General features: G+C 33.5%; 19 protein-coding genes and 1 pseudogene. 9 read left to right on the forward strand and 11 right to left on the reverse strand.

Translation table 11 applies throughout. The features are described from left to right. The first annotated feature begins 227 nt into the window (after window positions 1–227). Genes P8H68_RS02380 through P8H68_RS02400 form a run of 5 tightly spaced genes read left to right on the forward strand, consistent with a single transcriptional unit; the run spans window position 228 to window position 4,660 of the window. Window positions 228–890 carry a TetR family transcriptional regulator C-terminal domain-containing protein gene (locus P8H68_RS02380; RefSeq protein ID WP_300321138.1) on the forward strand — a complete coding sequence of 221 codons (663 nt, stop codon included), beginning with the start codon at window positions 228–230 and terminating at the stop codon, window positions 888–890. 10 nt (window positions 891–900) lie between these two features. Continuing rightward, the gene (locus P8H68_RS02385) at window positions 901–2,214 is read left to right on the forward strand and encodes an AarF/UbiB family protein (RefSeq protein WP_300321140.1); all 1,314 of its coding nucleotides are present in this window, start codon (window positions 901–903) and stop codon (window positions 2,212–2,214) included. Then, window positions 2,211–2,825 carry a flavin reductase gene (locus P8H68_RS02390; RefSeq protein WP_300321143.1) on the forward strand — a complete coding sequence of 205 codons (615 nt, stop codon included), beginning with the start codon at window positions 2,211–2,213 and terminating at the stop codon, window positions 2,823–2,825. The genes P8H68_RS02385 and P8H68_RS02390 overlap by 4 nt, the downstream gene beginning before the upstream one ends. A 3-nt stretch (window positions 2,826–2,828) precedes the next feature. Continuing rightward, complete coding sequence (locus tag P8H68_RS02395; protein ID WP_300321144.1) at window positions 2,829–4,247, forward strand: SDR family oxidoreductase; 1,419 nt, start codon at window positions 2,829–2,831, stop codon at window positions 4,245–4,247. A 50-nt stretch (window positions 4,248–4,297) separates the two neighbouring features. After that, window positions 4,298–4,660, forward strand: a complete 363-nt coding sequence (locus P8H68_RS02400; RefSeq protein WP_300321145.1) for a hypothetical protein — start codon at window positions 4,298–4,300, stop codon at window positions 4,658–4,660. 87 nt (window positions 4,661–4,747) lie between these two features. Here P8H68_RS02400 and P8H68_RS02405 read toward each other — a convergent pair whose 3' ends face one another. Then, entirely contained in the window at window positions 4,748–5,443 is a 696-nt protein-coding gene (locus tag P8H68_RS02405; protein ID WP_300321146.1) for a hypothetical protein, read from the reverse strand. A gap of 146 nt (window positions 5,444–5,589) precedes the next feature. Here P8H68_RS02405 and P8H68_RS02410 point away from each other — a divergent pair, with 146 nt between their 5' ends. Then, on the forward strand, window positions 5,590–5,970 hold the full coding sequence (locus tag P8H68_RS02410; protein WP_300321149.1) for a hypothetical protein: 381 nt from the start codon (window positions 5,590–5,592) through the stop codon (window positions 5,968–5,970). Between the two features lie 53 nt (window positions 5,971–6,023). Here P8H68_RS02410 and hemF read toward each other — a convergent pair whose 3' ends face one another. The 8 genes from hemF to hemA all read right to left on the reverse strand — a co-directional run bounded on the left by hemF (window position 6,024) and on the right by hemA (window position 13,690). Next, window positions 6,024–6,926 (reverse strand): oxygen-dependent coproporphyrinogen oxidase, encoded by a 903-nt coding sequence (gene hemF, locus P8H68_RS02415; protein WP_300321151.1) that lies wholly within the window; start codon window positions 6,924–6,926, stop codon window positions 6,024–6,026. Window positions 6,927–7,004: 78 nt separating this feature from the next. Next, window positions 7,005–8,030 (reverse strand): uroporphyrinogen decarboxylase, encoded by a 1,026-nt coding sequence (gene hemE / locus P8H68_RS02420; protein WP_300321152.1) that lies wholly within the window; start codon window positions 8,028–8,030, stop codon window positions 7,005–7,007. A gap of 39 nt (window positions 8,031–8,069) precedes the next feature. Continuing rightward, window positions 8,070–8,420, reverse strand: a complete 351-nt coding sequence (locus tag P8H68_RS02425; protein WP_300321155.1) for a four helix bundle protein — start codon at window positions 8,418–8,420, stop codon at window positions 8,070–8,072. Between the two features lie 44 nt (window positions 8,421–8,464). Continuing rightward, complete coding sequence (gene hemL / locus P8H68_RS02430) at window positions 8,465–9,754, reverse strand: glutamate-1-semialdehyde 2,1-aminomutase (protein ID WP_300321157.1); 1,290 nt, start codon at window positions 9,752–9,754, stop codon at window positions 8,465–8,467. A gap of 97 nt (window positions 9,755–9,851) precedes the next feature. Beyond that, a complete protein-coding gene (hemB, locus tag P8H68_RS02435; RefSeq protein ID WP_300321160.1) occupies window positions 9,852–10,814 on the reverse strand; it encodes a porphobilinogen synthase in 963 nt (320 codons plus the stop codon). Between the two features lie 2 nt (window positions 10,815–10,816). After that, on the reverse strand, window positions 10,817–11,437 hold the full coding sequence (locus P8H68_RS02440) for a uroporphyrinogen-III synthase (RefSeq protein WP_300321163.1): 621 nt from the start codon (window positions 11,435–11,437) through the stop codon (window positions 10,817–10,819). Window positions 11,438–11,502: 65 nt separating this feature from the next. Then, complete coding sequence (gene hemC / locus P8H68_RS02445) at window positions 11,503–12,423, reverse strand: hydroxymethylbilane synthase (protein ID WP_300321166.1); 921 nt, start codon at window positions 12,421–12,423, stop codon at window positions 11,503–11,505. Window positions 12,424–12,439: 16 nt separating this feature from the next. Beyond that, the gene (gene hemA / locus P8H68_RS02450) at window positions 12,440–13,690 is read right to left on the reverse strand and encodes a glutamyl-tRNA reductase (RefSeq protein ID WP_300321169.1); all 1,251 of its coding nucleotides are present in this window, start codon (window positions 13,688–13,690) and stop codon (window positions 12,440–12,442) included. 307 nt (window positions 13,691–13,997) lie between these two features. Here hemA and P8H68_RS02455 point away from each other — a divergent pair, with 307 nt between their 5' ends. The 3 genes from P8H68_RS02455 (at window position 13,998) to P8H68_RS02465 (ending at window position 16,197) form a co-directional block, all read left to right on the forward strand. After that, the gene (locus P8H68_RS02455) at window positions 13,998–14,894 is read left to right on the forward strand and encodes an AraC family transcriptional regulator (protein ID WP_300321171.1); all 897 of its coding nucleotides are present in this window, start codon (window positions 13,998–14,000) and stop codon (window positions 14,892–14,894) included. 4 nt (window positions 14,895–14,898) lie between these two features. Further along, complete coding sequence (hemH, locus tag P8H68_RS02460) at window positions 14,899–15,915, forward strand: ferrochelatase (protein WP_300321173.1); 1,017 nt, start codon at window positions 14,899–14,901, stop codon at window positions 15,913–15,915. Between the two features lie 135 nt (window positions 15,916–16,050). After that, entirely contained in the window at window positions 16,051–16,197 is a 147-nt protein-coding gene (locus tag P8H68_RS02465) for a hypothetical protein (RefSeq protein WP_300321176.1), read from the forward strand. A 50-nt stretch (window positions 16,198–16,247) separates the two neighbouring features. Here the strand turns inward: P8H68_RS02465 and P8H68_RS02470 are convergent, their stop codons facing one another. Next, window positions 16,248–16,544, reverse strand: a complete 297-nt coding sequence (locus tag P8H68_RS02470) for a DUF721 domain-containing protein (protein WP_300321179.1) — start codon at window positions 16,542–16,544, stop codon at window positions 16,248–16,250. A gap of 19 nt (window positions 16,545–16,563) precedes the next feature. Continuing rightward, window positions 16,564–17,084: pseudogene (locus P8H68_RS02475) on the reverse strand (DNA replication and repair protein RecF); the annotation flags it as partial.

Below are 17,084 nucleotides of genomic sequence, written 5' to 3' on the forward strand. Positions count from 1 at the left end.
AAAATCCCAGTTGGATTACGCTGTATACTTATAATTTTATTTCTGTCTTTTTCTAACTCTATGATAGCGTGTCCAATTCCACTACTTCCTCCTATGATTCCTATTGTTTTCATAATAAATAGATTAACTTTATAAAACGTAATTTAATACAAAACTACATTTTTTTGTTTAATAAACAATACTATTTATTAAACATTATGTATCTTTGATGAATAGAAACTCATATCATGGCAACAAAAAAAAAGGAAATCACAGCACTAGAAATTATTTCAAAATACATGGACCTATTCCTTTCTGAAGGAAATAAGCCTACTTCTATTTATAAGTTTGCGAAAGACTTACAGATGGAAGAATCTGAATTTTATAAATTCTTTAGTTCGTTTGAACAAATAGAACATAAAATTTTCTCAATTTTTATAGAAAATTCGATTTCATTGTTAGAGAAAAACGAAGAATTTGAAACATATGCGCCAAAAGACAAATTGCTTAGCTTGTATTTTACAATTTTTGAAAATTTCACTGCAAATCGTTCTTATGTTTTAATGGATTTAAACGGACAGGGATCGAAATTAAAATCTTTAAAAAAACTATCTGGTTTGAAGCAAACATTTATTGAGTTTGTCAATCAGATTGGAATTGAGAAGCTTGATCTAAAACAAGAAAAACTTCAAAAGATACAAAACAAAGGTTTTGAGGAAGGTTTTTGGGTACAATTCTTACTAATCTTAAAATTTTGGATGAATGACACCTCACCTTCATTCGAGAAAACAGATGTATTTATAGAGAAAAGTGTTCATGCCTCTTTTGACATGATCAACACACAACCCATAAAAAGTTTCATCGACCTAGGTAAATTCATCCTAAAAGAAAAAATGGATTTTAAACTTTAAAAATTCCAAAATGAAAACAATAGACAACATACCTACTTCAAAAATACAAAGAGCCACAAAACTTGTAAAAACAGGCGCAAAAGTGGGTGTAAACTATATGAAATACTATGGTGATAAAATTATTAGCACAGAGGAAGAGGCCAAAGAAAAACTTAACAAAGCAAATGCTGAGGATATTTATGATGGATTAAAGACCATGAAGGGAAGTGCTTTAAAAGTTGCTCAGATGCTTAGTATGGAAAAAAATATTTTACCTAGAGCGTATGTTGAGAAATTCTCCTTAGCACAATTTTCTGTTCCGCCATTATCTCCTCCTTTGGTTGTTAAATCGTTTAAAAATTATTTCGGAAAACATCCTTCGGAATTATTTGACAAGTTCAACGTAAATTCAGTGAATGCGGCTAGTATTGGTCAAGTTCATAAAGCTGAAAAAGACGGAGTAAAACTCGCTGTTAAAATTCAATACCCAGGTGTTGCAGAAAGTATTTCAACCGATCTTGCCTTAGTGAAACCCATAGCGATGAAAATGTTCAATATCAGAGGAGAAAACTCTGATCGATATTTTAAAGAAGTCGAAGACAAGCTAACGGAAGAGACAAACTACAATTTAGAATTTGATCAAAGTGAAGAAATTGCAAATGCTTGCGAGCACATTCCTAATTTAAAATTCCCAACTTATTACAAAGAGTTCTCTTCCGAAAGAATTTTAACAATGAGTTGGATGGACGGCATTCATTTATCTGAATACACAAATCAGGAAATGTCACCTGAAACTTCTAAAAAACTAGGACAAGCTTTGTGGGATTTTTACATGTTTCAGATTCACAAATTGAAAAAAGTCCACGCAGACCCACATCCAGGTAATTTTTTGGTAAACACAAATGGAGAATTGATTGTTATTGATTTTGGCTGTATGAAAACCATCCCTGATGAATTCTATATTCCTTATTTTGAACTTGCGAAAAAAGAAAATATTGACAATCCTGAAATATTTGAAAAAACATTATTTGAACTGGAAATCTTGAGAGAAGATGACACAGAAAGAGAAAAAGTTTTCTTTAAAGAATTATTTCATGAAATGTTAAGCCTTTTTACACAACCTTTTCAAGTAGATACTTTTGATTTTTCAGATGGTGTTTTCTTTAATAGAATTGCTGAATTAGGAGCTAAATATGCCAAATCAACAGAACTAAAAGATATGAATGGGAATAGAGGTTCCAAACATTTTATTTACATCAACAGAACGTTTTTCGGACTTTATAACTTGATGCATGATTTGAAAGCCAAAGACATTAGTATCAAAACATATTATACGATAGCATGATTGAATTTTCAAAAAATCAAATTGACAAACTTCCCCATCTAGAGAAAATAAATTTAATAAACTCTGCAACAGGTTATAAGTCGGCTAATTTAATAGGTACTATTTCAGAAGACCACATAACCAACCTAGCTATTTTCAGTTCAGTAACTCATTATGGATCGGCACCAGCAATATTTGGTTTTGTTGTGAGACCTACGACAGTAACGCGCAATACCTATACTAATATTAAAACCACTGGTTATTTCACAATCAACCCTGTTCATGAAAAAATTATCACGGACGCACATCATACTTCAGCCAAATACCCTGAAGGTATAAGCGAATTTGAAAAAACTGATCTTGAAGAAGAATACAAAGATAATTTCAAAGCTCCTTTTGTAAAGGGTTCACCCATTCAAATTGGACTAAAATTCCTTGAGGAACATCATATAAAAGCAAATGGAACTATTCTTGTTCTAGGAGAAATAGTTAAATTATATGTAAAAGAATCCTTGATTGAAAACGATTTATTTATTAATTTAAGCAAAGCGAATATTGCTACAATCAATGGTCTTGATGGTTACACCATTCCCCTCGCACCAAAAAGACAAGCATATCAAAGACCTAAATAAATTATGAAAATTCTCATCACAGGTACAACAGGTTATATTGCTAAAAGGCTGATTCCTTTGCTTCTTGATCAGCAACACGAACTAGTTTGTTGTATCAGAGATCTGATGAGAATTCCTGAACATTTCAAAAACAACAAACTTATTTCTTTTATTGAAATTGATTTTTTGATTTTTGATGAAAACATAAAAATACCATCTGACATTGATGCTGCCTATTATTTGATTCACTCTATGTCAACATCATCAAATGATTTTAGTTCACTAGAAGAAACTTGTGCTATTAATTTCAAAAAATATGTGGGCAATACAAACCTTGAACAGGTTATCTATTTAAGCGGTATCACCAACGATGAAGATCTTTCTGAGCATTTGCAATCTAGAAAGAATGTGGAAAAAAAATTAGCTTCTGATCACTACGCCCTAACAACCTTAAAGGCTGGAATTATAGTTGGTAGTGGTAGTGCGTCCTTTGAAATCATAAGAGATTTAGTTGAAAAACTTCCTATTATGGTTGCTCCCAAATGGTTACAAACCAAAACACAACCTATTGGTATTTCGGATGTAATTCTATTTCTGAACAGAGTTTTGTTGCGAAAAGAATTATTCAATAAATCTTTTGACATTTACGGCCCTGAAATCCTAACCTACAAGAAAATGTTGTTGGAGTTTGCAGATGTCCGTAAATTACATAGAACGATTATAACAGTACCTGTAATGACGCCAAAACTATCATCGTATTGGTTGTATTTTGTAACCTCAACATCCTATTCACTAGCTTCAAGTTTGGTAGATAGCATGAAAGTTGAAATTATTGGTAAAACAAACAAACTTGCAGAAACGCTAGCTATCAAACCTATACCATACAAAAAGGCCGTAGAAAGAGCCTTTGATACCATAGAACAAAATGTTTTGATTTCAAGTTGGAAAGATGCCATGGTCAACGGAACCAATGAGGACAAACTATCAAAACACATCAACATTCCACATTTTGGATGTTTTAGAGACATAAGACATAAAACCGTAAAAAACAGAGAAAAAACACTAAATAAAATTTGGGCTATTGGAGGAGATACCGGCTGGTATGTAGCTGATTTTCTTTGGAAGATAAGAGGTTATATGGATAAATTGGTTGGTGGTATTGGACTTAGAAGAGGAAGAACACACCCTACAAAACTTCAAACTGGAGATGCCTTAGATTTTTGGAGAGTAATTTATGCCAACAAAGAAGAAGGTCGATTATTACTATATGCCGAAATGAAACTTCCTGGTGAAGCCTGGCTTGAGTTTAAAATGATAAAAGACCAACTATACCAAAGAGCTGTATTTAGACCTAAAGGGCTTCTAGGACGTTTGTATTGGTATGCCGTACTTCCTTTCCATGGAGTTATATTTAAAGGAATGTTAAAAAAAATAGTTGAATAAAAGGATTTAAAACTTAAATGTTTTAATTTTGATGCCTAAAACTTATTATTTTGAAAAAAATCTTCATTGCAATAGTATCTATATTTTTTATTAGCTTAGGGTCATGTGATAGAGCTACAGTCACTCCTGGTGTTTACCCAATTATTGGAAAATGGAAATACACATCAGATGGTGGTAGTATTTCAATCACCAGAACTTTTAAAGCAGATCAATCATATATTTACCAAGGAGTAAACAACACGAGTCCTGATTTAAACGTTACCTTAACTGGAACATACGAGTCTGATGGTACTAATTTATCTTTCACCTATTCCAATGGCGATACCGATACTGGAAAATACACCTCAACAGACCTGGAACTTATCCTAACTATGTCCAATGAAAATGGCCCGACGGTTTATATAAAACAATAATCATTTAAGTTTGAAACAAAAAAAAGGATGTTAACAATTAACATCCTTTTTTTTATTTTAAATCATTCAATTAAGCCAAATAACCATCTATAAATCGATTAATTGAGCAGCCTCTTGGATGAGAACTTTATATTTATAACCATATCCTAGATCTATATTTGTAGCAACGATCCCTTCTAATGTTACCACATCACCTACTTCAAAAGTTTCTTTAGATGTTATAATCAGATCATAATCACTTCCATATTTTGTACCATCCTCTAAATGAATCCAGTTTTTGTTCATGATCATGGCATTGAACTTTGTTACTTTTCCTTTTACTCGTATTTTTTTTCCTTTAAATTTTGACAGATTTCCAAATAATTCCGCAACGGTTGTCACCCCTTCAACTTTCTCTATCTTTATATTGTCTGTTTTAGGCAAAGGTTTTGCTTTCACTACTGGAACCGTTTTATCTTTTCCGTTTGGGTCCTTATGGATTTTTTGTAAAAATAAAATGGATTCAAAGGTTCTATTCAATTCTTTACTTTTGAATTGAACCATTTCTAAACCTTCATTAAAATAATAAGTCTGCCCTACTTTACCCTCAAAAGAAGGTGCAGCCAACCAAACCTCTTTTCCGTTTTCTTCTGAACGCACATACGTATACCCACTTACTTGAATAATTTCTTTTGCGACCACCTCATGGGCAAATGAACTTTCTTTTTTATTCTTTTTAGCTTCTTTCTCACAGGCTATCAAAGACACTGCTATAAACAAAAACATATATATATTTCTCATCATAATAATTTCTTTTATCTCTTATGTAAAATTACCACTTCCTAGTTAATTCACCAATTAGGAATATAAAAAACCTAATCCCTAAAACTTCTTAAATATAAATAGATTACCTTTAAGAGTTAACTTCAACCAACTCTTAAATTTTTATTATGAAAAAAACACTACTAATAATACTAAGTATTATAACAATTTCATTTACTGCATGTAACAGCAATGATGATGAACAAGGATCAAACGATTCATTGACAGGAACATGGGCAACCTCATTTAGTGAGGAGGGGTTTTCTTTTTCAGAAACGCTAACTTTTACCGCAACCACTTTTCTAGTTGTAGGTACAGAAACGGAAGATGGAGAAACTTCCAATTATAGAATTGAAGGAACCTATCAACTAGACGGAGAAAGCATAACAGCAAGTTTTACTGAGGAAAACCAGATGCAAACAAACACAGGAATATATTCCATAGACGAAGATAAACTAACTCTAAAATGGGATGATAACGATACCTCGGATATTTATACAAGACAATAAATAACTTATTAATATTACAAAAAAAAGAGGATGTTTAAAAACATCCTCTTTTTTTATACCCAGTCTTTAGGTTTTTGTAATACCGAAACTAGATAAGCCTCATCACTTCCTTCCTCTGGTGTATGATTGTAATGCCATTGAACTTTGGGAGGCAAACTCATCAAAATAGATTCTATTCTACCGTTTGTTTTCAAACCAAACAAAGTTCCCTTGTCGTGCACCAAATTAAATTCTACATAGCGTCCTCTTCTCACCTCCTGCCAATCTCTCTGGGAGTCAGAATAACTTAACTCCTTACGCGCTTCAACAATCGGGACGTAACTTTGTAAAAAACTATTTCCAATTTCTGTCACAAAATCATAACGATCCTGTAAACTAAATTCATCCGTCTTTTTTAAATAATCAAAAAACAATCCTCCTACTCCACGAGCTTCATCTCTATGAGCATTCCAAAAATACTCATCACAACGCTTTTTATACATTGGATAAAACTCAGGATTGTGTTTATCGCAAGCCGACTTACATGTCTGATGAAAATGTACCGCATCCTCATCAAATAAATAATAAGGAGTCAAATCTTGACCTCCTCCAAACCATTGAGTGACAATTTCTCCTTTGTCGTCATACATCTCAAAATAACGCCAATTTGCATGTACCGTTGGCACCATTGGATTTTTGGGATGTAATACCAAAGACAATCCACAAGCGAAGAACTCAGAGTCTGAGACACCTAAATTCTTTTGCATAGCCTCTGGTAATTTTCCATGAACAGCAGAGATATTTACTCCTCCTTTTTCAAAAATATTTCCATTTTCTATAACACGTGTTCTACCACCACCTCCTTCAGGTCGTTTCCATAAATCTTCTACAAACTTCGCTTTCCCATCCAGCTCCTCTAATGTTGAAGTAATGGTATCTTGAAGATTTTGTATGTATGCGTAAAATTGTTCTTTCATCTTTAGAGTAGTTGGTAGTTGGTAGTTGGTAGTTGGTAGTTCGGATTTTTCTAACATCTAACTACCAGTATCCAAATACTATGAATTATATTCTTTAACCGCTTCAATAAACGCTCCTGCATTTTCCAACCCTATGTTTGGTAAAATACCATGACCTAAATTCACAATATATTTATCTTTTCCAAAAGCATCAATCATAGTTTTCACTTGCTTTTTTATTTCTGCCGGCGGCGAGAATAATCGTGTTGGATCAAAATTACCTTGCAAAGTAATATTTCCTCCTGTTAATTTTCTTGCCCATTCTGGAGTTATCGTCCAATCAACACCTAAAGCTGAGGCGTTTGACTTAGACATATCTTCCAATGCAAACCAACATCCTTTACCAAAAGCAATTACCGGAGCATCATCTTTCAAGGCTTCAATAATTTGATTGATATATTTCCAAGAGAACTCCTGGTAATCTACTGGTGACAACATTCCACCCCATGAATCAAAAACCTGAACAGCATTTACACCAGCCTCTACTTTTTTCTTCAAGTAGGCAATTGTAGTATCTGTGATTTTTTGCAATAATGTATGGGCAGCTACTGGCTGCGTAAAACAAAACTCTTTCGCTTTATCAAAATTCTTAGAACCTTGTCCTTGGATACAATAACATAAAATTGTCCATGGTGAACCTGCAAAACCAATCAAAGGAATTTCATCCTCCAACATTTGCTTTGTAAGTTTGATCGCATCCATCACATAACCCAAAGTTTCATCAATATCTGGAACAATTGCTTTTTCAACATCCGCCATCGTACGAATTGGATTTGGCAACCAAGGTCCGATTCCATTTTTCATTTCCACTTCTATATTCATAGCCTGTGGAATTACCAATATATCAGAAAACAAAATGGCAGCATCCATTCCATATCTTCGAATCGGCTGAACCGTTATTTCAGCGGCCAACTCAGGAGTCTGACATCTTGTAAAGAAATCGTATTTCTTTTTTATTTCTTGGAATTCTGGCAAGTATCTACCTGCTTGACGCATCATCCAAACCGGAGGTCTTTCTACTATCTCTCCTTTTAACGCTCTTAAGTATAAATCGTTTTTTATCATAATATTATAGTATCTTGAATCAAGAATCAGGACTCAAGCTTATTTTAAATGTTGATTAAATTTATATAACATCTTCTGAACTTGCTGAATCGATTTTTCTATTTTCAAAAAAGTCGATTCATCTATTAGTTTTAAATCTGATGCTATTATTATCTGGGTTTCTACTTCAAAAGAAGAACCCAAAGCGATATCAATAAACCGAGAAAAATCTTTATCAGATTTTCTACTTGATCCCTCAGCGATGTTTGATGGAATAGATATAGCAGCCCTATTTAATTGACCTATCAACCCATATTTTTCAGAATCCGGGAAACTATTAGTTACTGAGTAAATTTCTTTACATAAGTCTTTCGATAATTTCCAAACATGTAATTCTTTAAAACTATGCATCGTTGTTATACTTGATTCATGAATCTTTACTTCTTAACTCCTATCTACTTTCCTGCTACCATTTTCATCGCTGCATCCACTGCTTTCTCAAAGTTCTCTACATCTTTATCAGACAAAGCTGAACACAAAAACCAAGACTCAAATTGAGAGGGTGGTAAAAACACTCCGTTTTTAATCATCTCCCAAAAGAATACCGCAAATTTATCGGTATCACATTTTTGAGCATCCGTAAAATTCTTCACTTCTTCCGCTGCAAAAAATGGATTGATCATCGAACCAAATTTATTGACAGTCAGATCTACATTGTATTTTTTAGCTCCTTCTAATAAAATAGTTTCGATTTTACCAGCTATTTTCTCAAACTTCTCATATGGATTTTGACGTTTCAACTCAGTTAAAGTAGAAATTCCAGCTGCCATTGCAATAGGATTACCTGACAACGTTCCTGCCTGATACATTCCTCCCAAAGGCGCTACATTTTCCATAATTTCATTGCTTGCTCCATACGCTCCTACAGGAAAACCTCCACCTATTACTTTACCTAAACAAGTAATATCTGCTTCAATTCCAATCAACTCTTGAGCACCACCAAATTTAGAACGGAAACCAGTCATCACCTCATCACAAATCAAGAGCACACCGTGCTCCTTTGTCAATTCTCTCAGTCCCTTTATAAATGCATCAGAAGGCTGTACAACCCCCATATTACCCGTTACAGGTTCTAAAATAACTGCAGCTATATCTGAGTTTTCTTCAATATGTTTCTTTACAGACTCTAAGTTATTGTATTCTGCAATCAAAGTATTCTCAACTGCCAGAGAAGGCACTCCTTTTGATCCTGGTAAACTCAAAGTAGCCAATCCAGATCCTGCTGCTACCAACATCGCATCCATATGACCATGGTAACAACCAGAAAATTTAATTATTTTATCATTCCCTGTATGTGCTCTCGCCAAACGAATCGCACTTAAAACAGCTTCCGTACCAGAATTCACAAAACGAACTTTATCCATTCCTGGAAAAGCATCACAAACAATCTTTGCTAATTTTATTTCAGCATTTGTAGAAGCTCCAAAAGAATATCCATTTTTCAATGCTTTTGAAATAGCTTTCTCAACTTTTTTATGACGATGCCCTAAAATCATAGGTCCATAAGACAAAACCATATCAATGTATCTATTCCCATCAACATCTTTTATCTTACTTCCTTTTGCTTTATCAATAAACAAAGGGTTTCCTCCTACTGATGCAAATGCCCTCACAGGAGAATTCACAGCTCCAACAAGATTTTCTAAACCTTTATTGTATAGTTTTTCTGATTGTTTGAATTTCATTTTTTTTTAGCTTTTAGCTATTAGCTCTTGGCTTTTAGCTCATTTTTTAAATTTTATGTTCGCTAATAGCCAATGACTAAAAGCTAATTGCAAAATTTTACTTATGTAAAATTTTAGCTACCTCTTTTGCAAAATATGTTATGATGATATCTGCTCCAGCACGCTTCATAGATAACAAAGATTCCATCATCACTCGCTCACCATCAATCCAACCTTTTTCTGCGGCGGCCTTTACCATTGCATACTCACCACTTACATTATAACAAGCTATGGGGCGATCATACGTGTTTTTCAAATCTCTAATAATATCTAAATAAGATAAAGCCGGTTTTACCATCAATATATCTGCTCCCTCTTGATCATCAAAAGTTGCTTCTCTTAAACCTTCATCTCTATTTGAAGGATCCATTTGATAGGTTCTTCTATCTCCGAAAGTTGGTGCCGAATCTGCTGCATCTCTAAAAGGTCCATAAAATGCAGATGCATATTTTACAGAATACCCCATTATTGGTAGGTTATAAAACCCAGTATTATCTAAAGCCTCACGAATGGTAGCAATTGTTCCATCCATCATTCCAGAAGGAGCAACCATATCCACTCCTGCTTTCGCATGCGAGATGACTTGCTTTGCTAAATTTACTAAGGTCGCATCATTGTCAACATCATTATCACAAATAACACCACAATGACCATGACTTGTATATTCACAAAAACATACGTCCGTTATCACATACAAACTTGGATAGTTTTTTTTGATATAACGAATAGCTTGTTGCATAATTCCGTCATCATTCCAAGTTTCTGTTCCGCAATCGTCCTTTTCAGCTGGAATACCGAATAACAACACCGCAGGAATATCCAATGAAACCACTTCATCTAACTCTGTATGCAAACGATCTAAAGAAAAACGTTTGATCCCTGGCATTGAAACAATTTCTTTTTCAATATTTTCACCTTCCTCAATAAACAAAGGATAAATCAAATCATCTGTTGTCAACTTGTTCTCACGAACCAATCTTCTAATCCCTTCCGTTTTCCTAAGACGTCTTGTTCTATTCATAACTATTCTACTAGTATTTCATTTACTTTATCTAACACAGACTCTACCGTAGTTTTATCTGAAATATACACATTATCAAAAAATTCAATAGCTTTTGTTGCAGTGGTACTACCTATACACACTACTGGTCTTGAATTTGGTTTGTTTTTTTTAATAAAACTTTCGATTCCTGAGGGACTAAAAAATAAGATGGCGTCATATGTCTCTTCAACAACTACAGGATTCAGCTTTGTTTGATACACTAAATATTCTGTGACCAAAACTCCATTTTCAGCCATGATCTGTGGCAAATCGTTGTTTCTAAGATTCCCACAAAACCAACTTATTTCTTTAATACCTTCTGTATTTTGTGCAAATCGTGCTGCCAACAACTCCGCCAATTCCAACGCATTATTTGCCATCAAAGCTACTTTTATCCCAAAGCTTTCTAACAATTGCTTTGTCTTAGAACCCACACAAAAGACCACATCAAAAAACGACGTTGCTATTTGATGCTTTTCAAAAACAGAGCGCACACTATTAGCACTTGTAAAGACAGCGTTTATTATATTTTCTTCAATTTTGAAATCACATCCGTAAGAAATATCAATCATCGAAATCTCATCCATAGCAATTCCTTCCATTGCTGATTTTTGTTTTTTGGATAAAATTTTCGTTGATAAAACTTTCACTTTGATTTCCTCTTGAATTATTTTTTTATGACTTTTTTAATTTCCTTCATCAATTCAGCTCCACCATCTGAAAGTATTTCTTTGGCACAATCTACTCCCAATTGTTTTGCTTCTTTGATAGAGGCAGCTCTAAAGATTCCTTTTTGTTCTTTCCCATCAATAGCGCTTAACAAACCTTTGAAAGAAATATTTTCTCCATCAATTTCAGCATACCCTCCAATTGGCGCCGTACATCCCCCTTCCAAAGTTCTCATGAAATCACGTTCTATCCCAACACATAGTGCTGTTTCCTCATGGTGTAATTTTTTACAAGCATCCAAAACAAAAGCATCAGACTCCAAGGCTGTAATCATTATAGCTCCTTGAGCTGGAGCCGGAATCATCCAATCCAACACTAGATGTTCTTTAGGCAACAAATTGATTCGTTCTAAACCAGCTTTAGCAAAAATAGCTCCGTTCCAATTGTTATCTTCCAATTTTTTCAAGCGGGTATTTACATTCCCTCTTAAATCAGTAAGCGTATGCGTTGGATATTTATGCAACCATTGTGCTGTTCTTCTCAAACTCCCTGTAGCGATGGTAGCTCCTTCTGCAAGTAAATCTTCCTCCGTTCCTTTATAAACAATGACATCATTAACATCTGCTCTTTCCAAAACGGCAGCTTGAACTATAGTCTCAGGCAATTGCGTAGGTACATCTTTTAAAGAATGTACTGCAATATCTATTTGCCCTCTTAACATAGCAACATCAAGAGTTTTAGTAAACACTCCCATACTACCAATTTGATGCAAAGGAATATCCAATATCTCATCTCCTACAGAAGACAATTCAATTATTTCAGTAGTATATCCTAAATCTTCTAGCGAGTTTTGAACTAAATGTGCTTGCCATAAGGCCAACTCACTATTCCTAGTCCCTATTCTAATTGCTTTGGTCATATATTTATTGGGAAAATTATTTATTTATTTCCATATCAAACATTTTTGAAATCACATCAATACTCTGATCTACAGAAGTATCGTCGGCTTTTAAATGTTTGACAAATTGGGTCGTTATTTTCTGAATCATCCTAGAAGCAATTACCTCTGCATGTGCCACATTAAACCCGTCTGTTTTTTTACTCTGAAAATCTATTGCGTCATTTTGAATAGACATCAATGAAGATTTTAATGCATTTACAGCAGGCGTAAATTTTCTATGATCCAGCCACTCCATAAATTCAGACTTATGATCTTCAATGATCGCTTCTGCCTTTGGAATTTCTTTTTCTCTTTCAGCAATGGTTTTATTTGTGATTTTTGATAATTCATCAATATTCACCAAATTCACAGCTGCTAACTCACCCACGGCCAAGTCAACATTTTCTGGCATAGACAAATCCAAAATCAACAACTCTTTATCTTTTGCAACATGCTCCGTAGTAATGGTTGGCACATTTGCACCTGTAGAAACTATTAAAATATCTGCTTTTTCAATTTCTATATTCAAAGTTTCTAAAGTTTCAACTCTAACTTCTTTATGTTGTTTATGGAATTCTCTTGCTTTGCTTTCTGTTCTGTTGATCAAAACAACATTATCGTTCTCTGTGTACTGAATTAAGTTCTTGCAGGTATTTTTACCGATATCCCCTAAACCATACACCAAAATATTTTTTGACTCAAAATCGCTTACTTTTTCAATAATATATTGAACAGCAGCATAAGAAACTGAAGTTGTCCCTGAGCTTAATTTTGTTGAGTTTTTTACTTTTTTACTAGCCTGTAGAACTAGATTGATCAATCTTTCTAAATAAGCATTTAAAGTATTTTGGTCTTTTGCGGTTTGAAAAGACTCTTTCAATTGCCCTACAATTTCGTAATCTCCTAATATCTGACTATCCAACCCTGTGGCAATTTTAAACAGATGACGAATAGCATCCTTTCCCTTATACACATTAGACACATTCACAAATTCCTCGACCGATCCCTGTGAATATTTACATAACAAAGAAATCAATTCAAACGGATGGTTTGCAAAACCCATGATTTCAGTTCTGTTACAAGTAGACAAAATAAACACTCCATCTACGCCAAACTTCTTTGCTTCTCTCAGAAGTAAAACTTGGTTTTCTTTAGTTATACTAAAAGCTCCCCTAGTTTTCACATCGGCTTTTTTATAACTTAAACCAACATTATATAATTTTCTTCCTTTAGATTCGATACTCATCAATACTATATTTCGTTCTGATTATGGCTCATTTCATGATTAGGATAAATAAACCACGCCAAAAGTACCACCTTACATCCGATAAAAACATCGCTAAAAGGACTTTAAATAACGTTGAAAGGAATTTAGAGTTAATTTAGAATGATTACAAACAAAACAAAAACCTCTAAAAAACAAGCCATTACAATATTTTCATGGTAAATATCATAGAATTTATTGCTATAAAACCACAAAAACACCCCTCAAAAAACTTTGAGTTTTATCGGTATTTTTATCGTATTTTTGCTGTGTAAAATATTTATCACGAATGAATTTCGATACTTCAAAATTTAAAAACATCGACAAAAGTACTATTCGTCTTTATAGAGAAAAAGGTACTTTTACACTTGTGAATTACCGAAACGATTTCGATGAAGTTCGTTTTCAACAATTTGAACTAGAAGACAATTATATTCAAATTTATTTCAGTCTAAATAAAAAAATATCTATTGCCTTTAACATGGAGCATTGTGCGATACATTTAACTCCGGAAGATTCTGGATTGGTGTATTTTAAAGAAGAAGACACAAAGGTATTGACAACATTACCTCCTAAAGGAGAGTTGCTAGGCCTTTTAATTCCTGTGCCATATTTTCATTCTTTATTTGCACATGAAGGTGATTCATTTTTCAATTTTGACAGTATCAAAGGAGGACGACCTATTATCGAAGAAAAAGTTGTTTCCAATTCATTAAAAATGGTTCTAAATCAAATTGTTGACAAAAAACTGCACGGAGCACTTCAGAACATATACATGAAAGGAAAGATATACGAACTTCTAAGTTTGTATTTTAACATTTCTGAAGAAACAGAATCAGACCATTGTCCCTTTATGGCAAATGAAGAAACGGTAGCTCAAATAAAAAAGGCCAAAGACATTATGATTGAAAACATGGCCAACCCTCCTAGTCTGGAAGAACTCTCTAAACAAGTAGGACTCAATATCAAAAAACTTAAAATGGGATTCAAAGAATTTTACGGAACTCCTGTTTTTACGTTCCTTTTGAACTATAAATTAGATTTTTCAAAAAAACTTTTAGAAGAAAATAAATTAAACGTTTCAGAAATCGCAACTCAAATTGGCTACAGTAACTCAAGCCATTTTATTGCAGCTTTCAAAAAACGATTTGAAATTACTCCCAAACAATTTACAAAACAAGAATAAAATAATGAAAGGTGTATTATTAGTAAATTTAGGATCTCCGGACACACCAAATCCTAAAGACGTAAGAAGGTATTTGGACGAATTTTTAATGGACGAACGTGTAATTGACACCAACGTTATCTTAAGAAATATACTTGTAAGAGGTATCATTCTTAACACAAGACCAAAAAAATCTGCTGAGGCTTATCAAAAAATATGGTGGGATGAAGGCTCTCCGCTGATCGTTCTTTCAGAAAGATTTCACAAAAAAGTTGTTGATAAAACAGATATTCCTGTTGCTTTAGGAATGAGATACGGCTCTATGAGCATCAAAGAAGGATATCAGAAACTTGCAGACCAAGGAGTCACAGAAGTTTTACTGGTACCATTATATCCTCATTATGCGATGTCTTCTTTTGAAACTGTAGAAGTAAAAGCAAAGCAAGTCCAGAAAAAGTTTTTCCCTGAGATGACAACCGAGGTTTTACCTGCTTTTTTCAATAAGCCAGATTATATTAAGGTAATGGCTGATAATATTAGAAAAAACATCAAAGGCTTCGAACATGATCATATTCTATTCTCGTACCACGGAATCCCTGAACGTCACATTTTAAAATCTGACACTACAGGTTCTCATTGTAAGCTAGACGGATCATGCTGTAACAAACCTTCAAAAGCACATGCTACTTGTTACAGACACCAATGTTTTGAAACTACAAAAGAAATTGTAAAAGAACTTGGACTAAAAGAAGGTACTTATAGTAATTCCTTTCAGTCACGTTTAGGTAGAGATCCTTGGCTAAAGCCTTATACAGATTTTGAGTTTGAAAGACTACCACAAGAAGAAGGTAAAAAGAAGCTTGCAGTAATCACTCCTGCTTTCGTTTCTGATTGCTTAGAAACTTTGGAGGAAATTGCCATGGAAGGTGAAGAACAGTTTAAAGAAGGAGGAGGAGAATCCTATAAACACATCCCTTGTTTGAACGACAATGATGACTGGGTAGCTGTTATGGTTGACTGGATCAATCAATGGAAAAACTAATATCGAATAAAAAAAATAAAAGCACTTTTCCTAAAACGAAAGGTGTTTTTATTTTTCACAACCTTTTCTTAACATTACCGTAACTTTAAATTCTGATTTCGTATCTATTTTTGCAGTGTAAAAAATAAAATAGTAATGAAAGTATTTATCGTTTTATCAGCAATCGCATTATTCACTTTGTCTTCTAGCACTAAAGAGCAAGAATCAAAAGTAGAAGTAACTAAGTCGTTGAAAATCTTAAATATTCACGATACAAAGGATGCTAAAATCTTATTAGCATAAACCTTAAAAATCTTCCATAAAAAAAGCCAACTATTTAGTTGGCTTTTTTATTATAACAACATTACTTTCTTTATTTCATTTCCGCCGAGAGCCTCATTCATCATGGCCAATATTTTTTCCTTTCCATACCCTAACTCTTCACGAAGTACAGAAGAACTTAGCTTTACATACAAAGTTCCATTACGCAGTTCAACTTTTTCCGTATAACTCGCAACACCGTTCCCCATTAAAGAATCCCAGTTTTCTTTCACAGAAATTTTCTGCATTCCTTTTGAAAGATTATTTTCTTTGATAAAACTTCCCATCAAATCTTTAAGGGACAAATATTCTTCTTGACGTTTTGCCATATTTTTTATTTAACAAACCCTATGAGAGTTCGAACATTTTATATGATTTATTAATTCTTTGCACCACCTCTTCTGTTCGTTCAGCATGCGTATCTGTAATAAATAATTGACCGAACTGATCATTATTCACCAATGAAATAAGTTTTGAAACTCGATTCTCATCCAACTTATCAAAAATATCATCCAACAAAAGAATTGGCACCACCTTAGATTGTTTTTTGATAAAATCAAACTGAGCCAATTTCAATGCAATTAAATAAGATTTTTGCTGTCCTTGAGAACCAAACTTTTTAATTGGATAACCTCCAATCTCAAATACCAAATCATCCTTATGAACACCAGAACTTGTGTATTGAAGCATTTTATCTTTATGTAGATTATCTTCTAGCAGTTTTTCAAAATCATCTTCCAATAATTGTGACTTATACACTAAGTTCACTTGTTCCTTTCCTTCAGATATCGTTTGATACCTCTCATTAAAGATAGGTATAAATATTTTCAAAAACTCTCTTCTTTCTTTATGAATTATCTCTCCATAAG

The organism is Flavicella sp. (genome assembly GCF_029238425.1).
Taxonomy (GTDB): Bacteria; Bacteroidota; Bacteroidia; order Flavobacteriales; family Flavobacteriaceae; genus Flavicella.

What these genes read in the sequence shown, in the direction of transcription:
- P8H68_RS02380 (WP_300321138.1), top strand. Translation starts at nt 228, where the DNA reads ATGGCAACAAAAAAAAAGGAAATCACAGCACTAGAAATTATTTCAAAA.
- P8H68_RS02385 (WP_300321140.1), top strand. Translation starts at nt 901, where the DNA reads ATGAAAACAATAGACAACATACCTACTTCAAAAATACAAAGAGCCACA.
- P8H68_RS02390 (WP_300321143.1), top strand. Translation starts at nt 2,211, where the DNA reads ATGATTGAATTTTCAAAAAATCAAATTGACAAACTTCCCCATCTAGAG.
- P8H68_RS02395 (WP_300321144.1), top strand. Translation starts at nt 2,829, where the DNA reads ATGAAAATTCTCATCACAGGTACAACAGGTTATATTGCTAAAAGGCTG.
- P8H68_RS02405 (WP_300321146.1), bottom strand. Translation starts at nt 5,443, where the DNA reads ATGATGAGAAATATATATATGTTTTTGTTTATAGCAGTGTCTTTGATA.
- P8H68_RS02410 (WP_300321149.1), top strand. Translation starts at nt 5,590, where the DNA reads ATGAAAAAAACACTACTAATAATACTAAGTATTATAACAATTTCATTT.
- hemF (WP_300321151.1), bottom strand. Translation starts at nt 6,926, where the DNA reads ATGAAAGAACAATTTTACGCATACATACAAAATCTTCAAGATACCATT.
- hemE (WP_300321152.1), bottom strand. Translation starts at nt 8,030, where the DNA reads ATGATAAAAAACGATTTATACTTAAGAGCGTTAAAAGGAGAGATAGTA.
- P8H68_RS02425 (WP_300321155.1), bottom strand. Translation starts at nt 8,420, where the DNA reads ATGCATAGTTTTAAAGAATTACATGTTTGGAAATTATCGAAAGACTTA.
- hemL (WP_300321157.1), bottom strand. Translation starts at nt 9,754, where the DNA reads ATGAAATTCAAACAATCAGAAAAACTATACAATAAAGGTTTAGAAAAT.
- hemB (WP_300321160.1), bottom strand. Translation starts at nt 10,814, where the DNA reads ATGAATAGAACAAGACGTCTTAGGAAAACGGAAGGGATTAGAAGATTG.
- P8H68_RS02440 (WP_300321163.1), bottom strand. Translation starts at nt 11,437, where the DNA reads ATGGAAGGAATTGCTATGGATGAGATTTCGATGATTGATATTTCTTAC.
- hemC (WP_300321166.1), bottom strand. Translation starts at nt 12,423, where the DNA reads ATGACCAAAGCAATTAGAATAGGGACTAGGAATAGTGAGTTGGCCTTA.
- hemA (WP_300321169.1), bottom strand. Translation starts at nt 13,690, where the DNA reads ATGAGTATCGAATCTAAAGGAAGAAAATTATATAATGTTGGTTTAAGT.
- P8H68_RS02455 (WP_300321171.1), top strand. Translation starts at nt 13,998, where the DNA reads ATGAATTTCGATACTTCAAAATTTAAAAACATCGACAAAAGTACTATT.
- hemH (WP_300321173.1), top strand. Translation starts at nt 14,899, where the DNA reads ATGAAAGGTGTATTATTAGTAAATTTAGGATCTCCGGACACACCAAAT.
- P8H68_RS02465 (WP_300321176.1), top strand. Translation starts at nt 16,051, where the DNA reads ATGAAAGTATTTATCGTTTTATCAGCAATCGCATTATTCACTTTGTCT.
- P8H68_RS02470 (WP_300321179.1), bottom strand. Translation starts at nt 16,544, where the DNA reads ATGGCAAAACGTCAAGAAGAATATTTGTCCCTTAAAGATTTGATGGGA.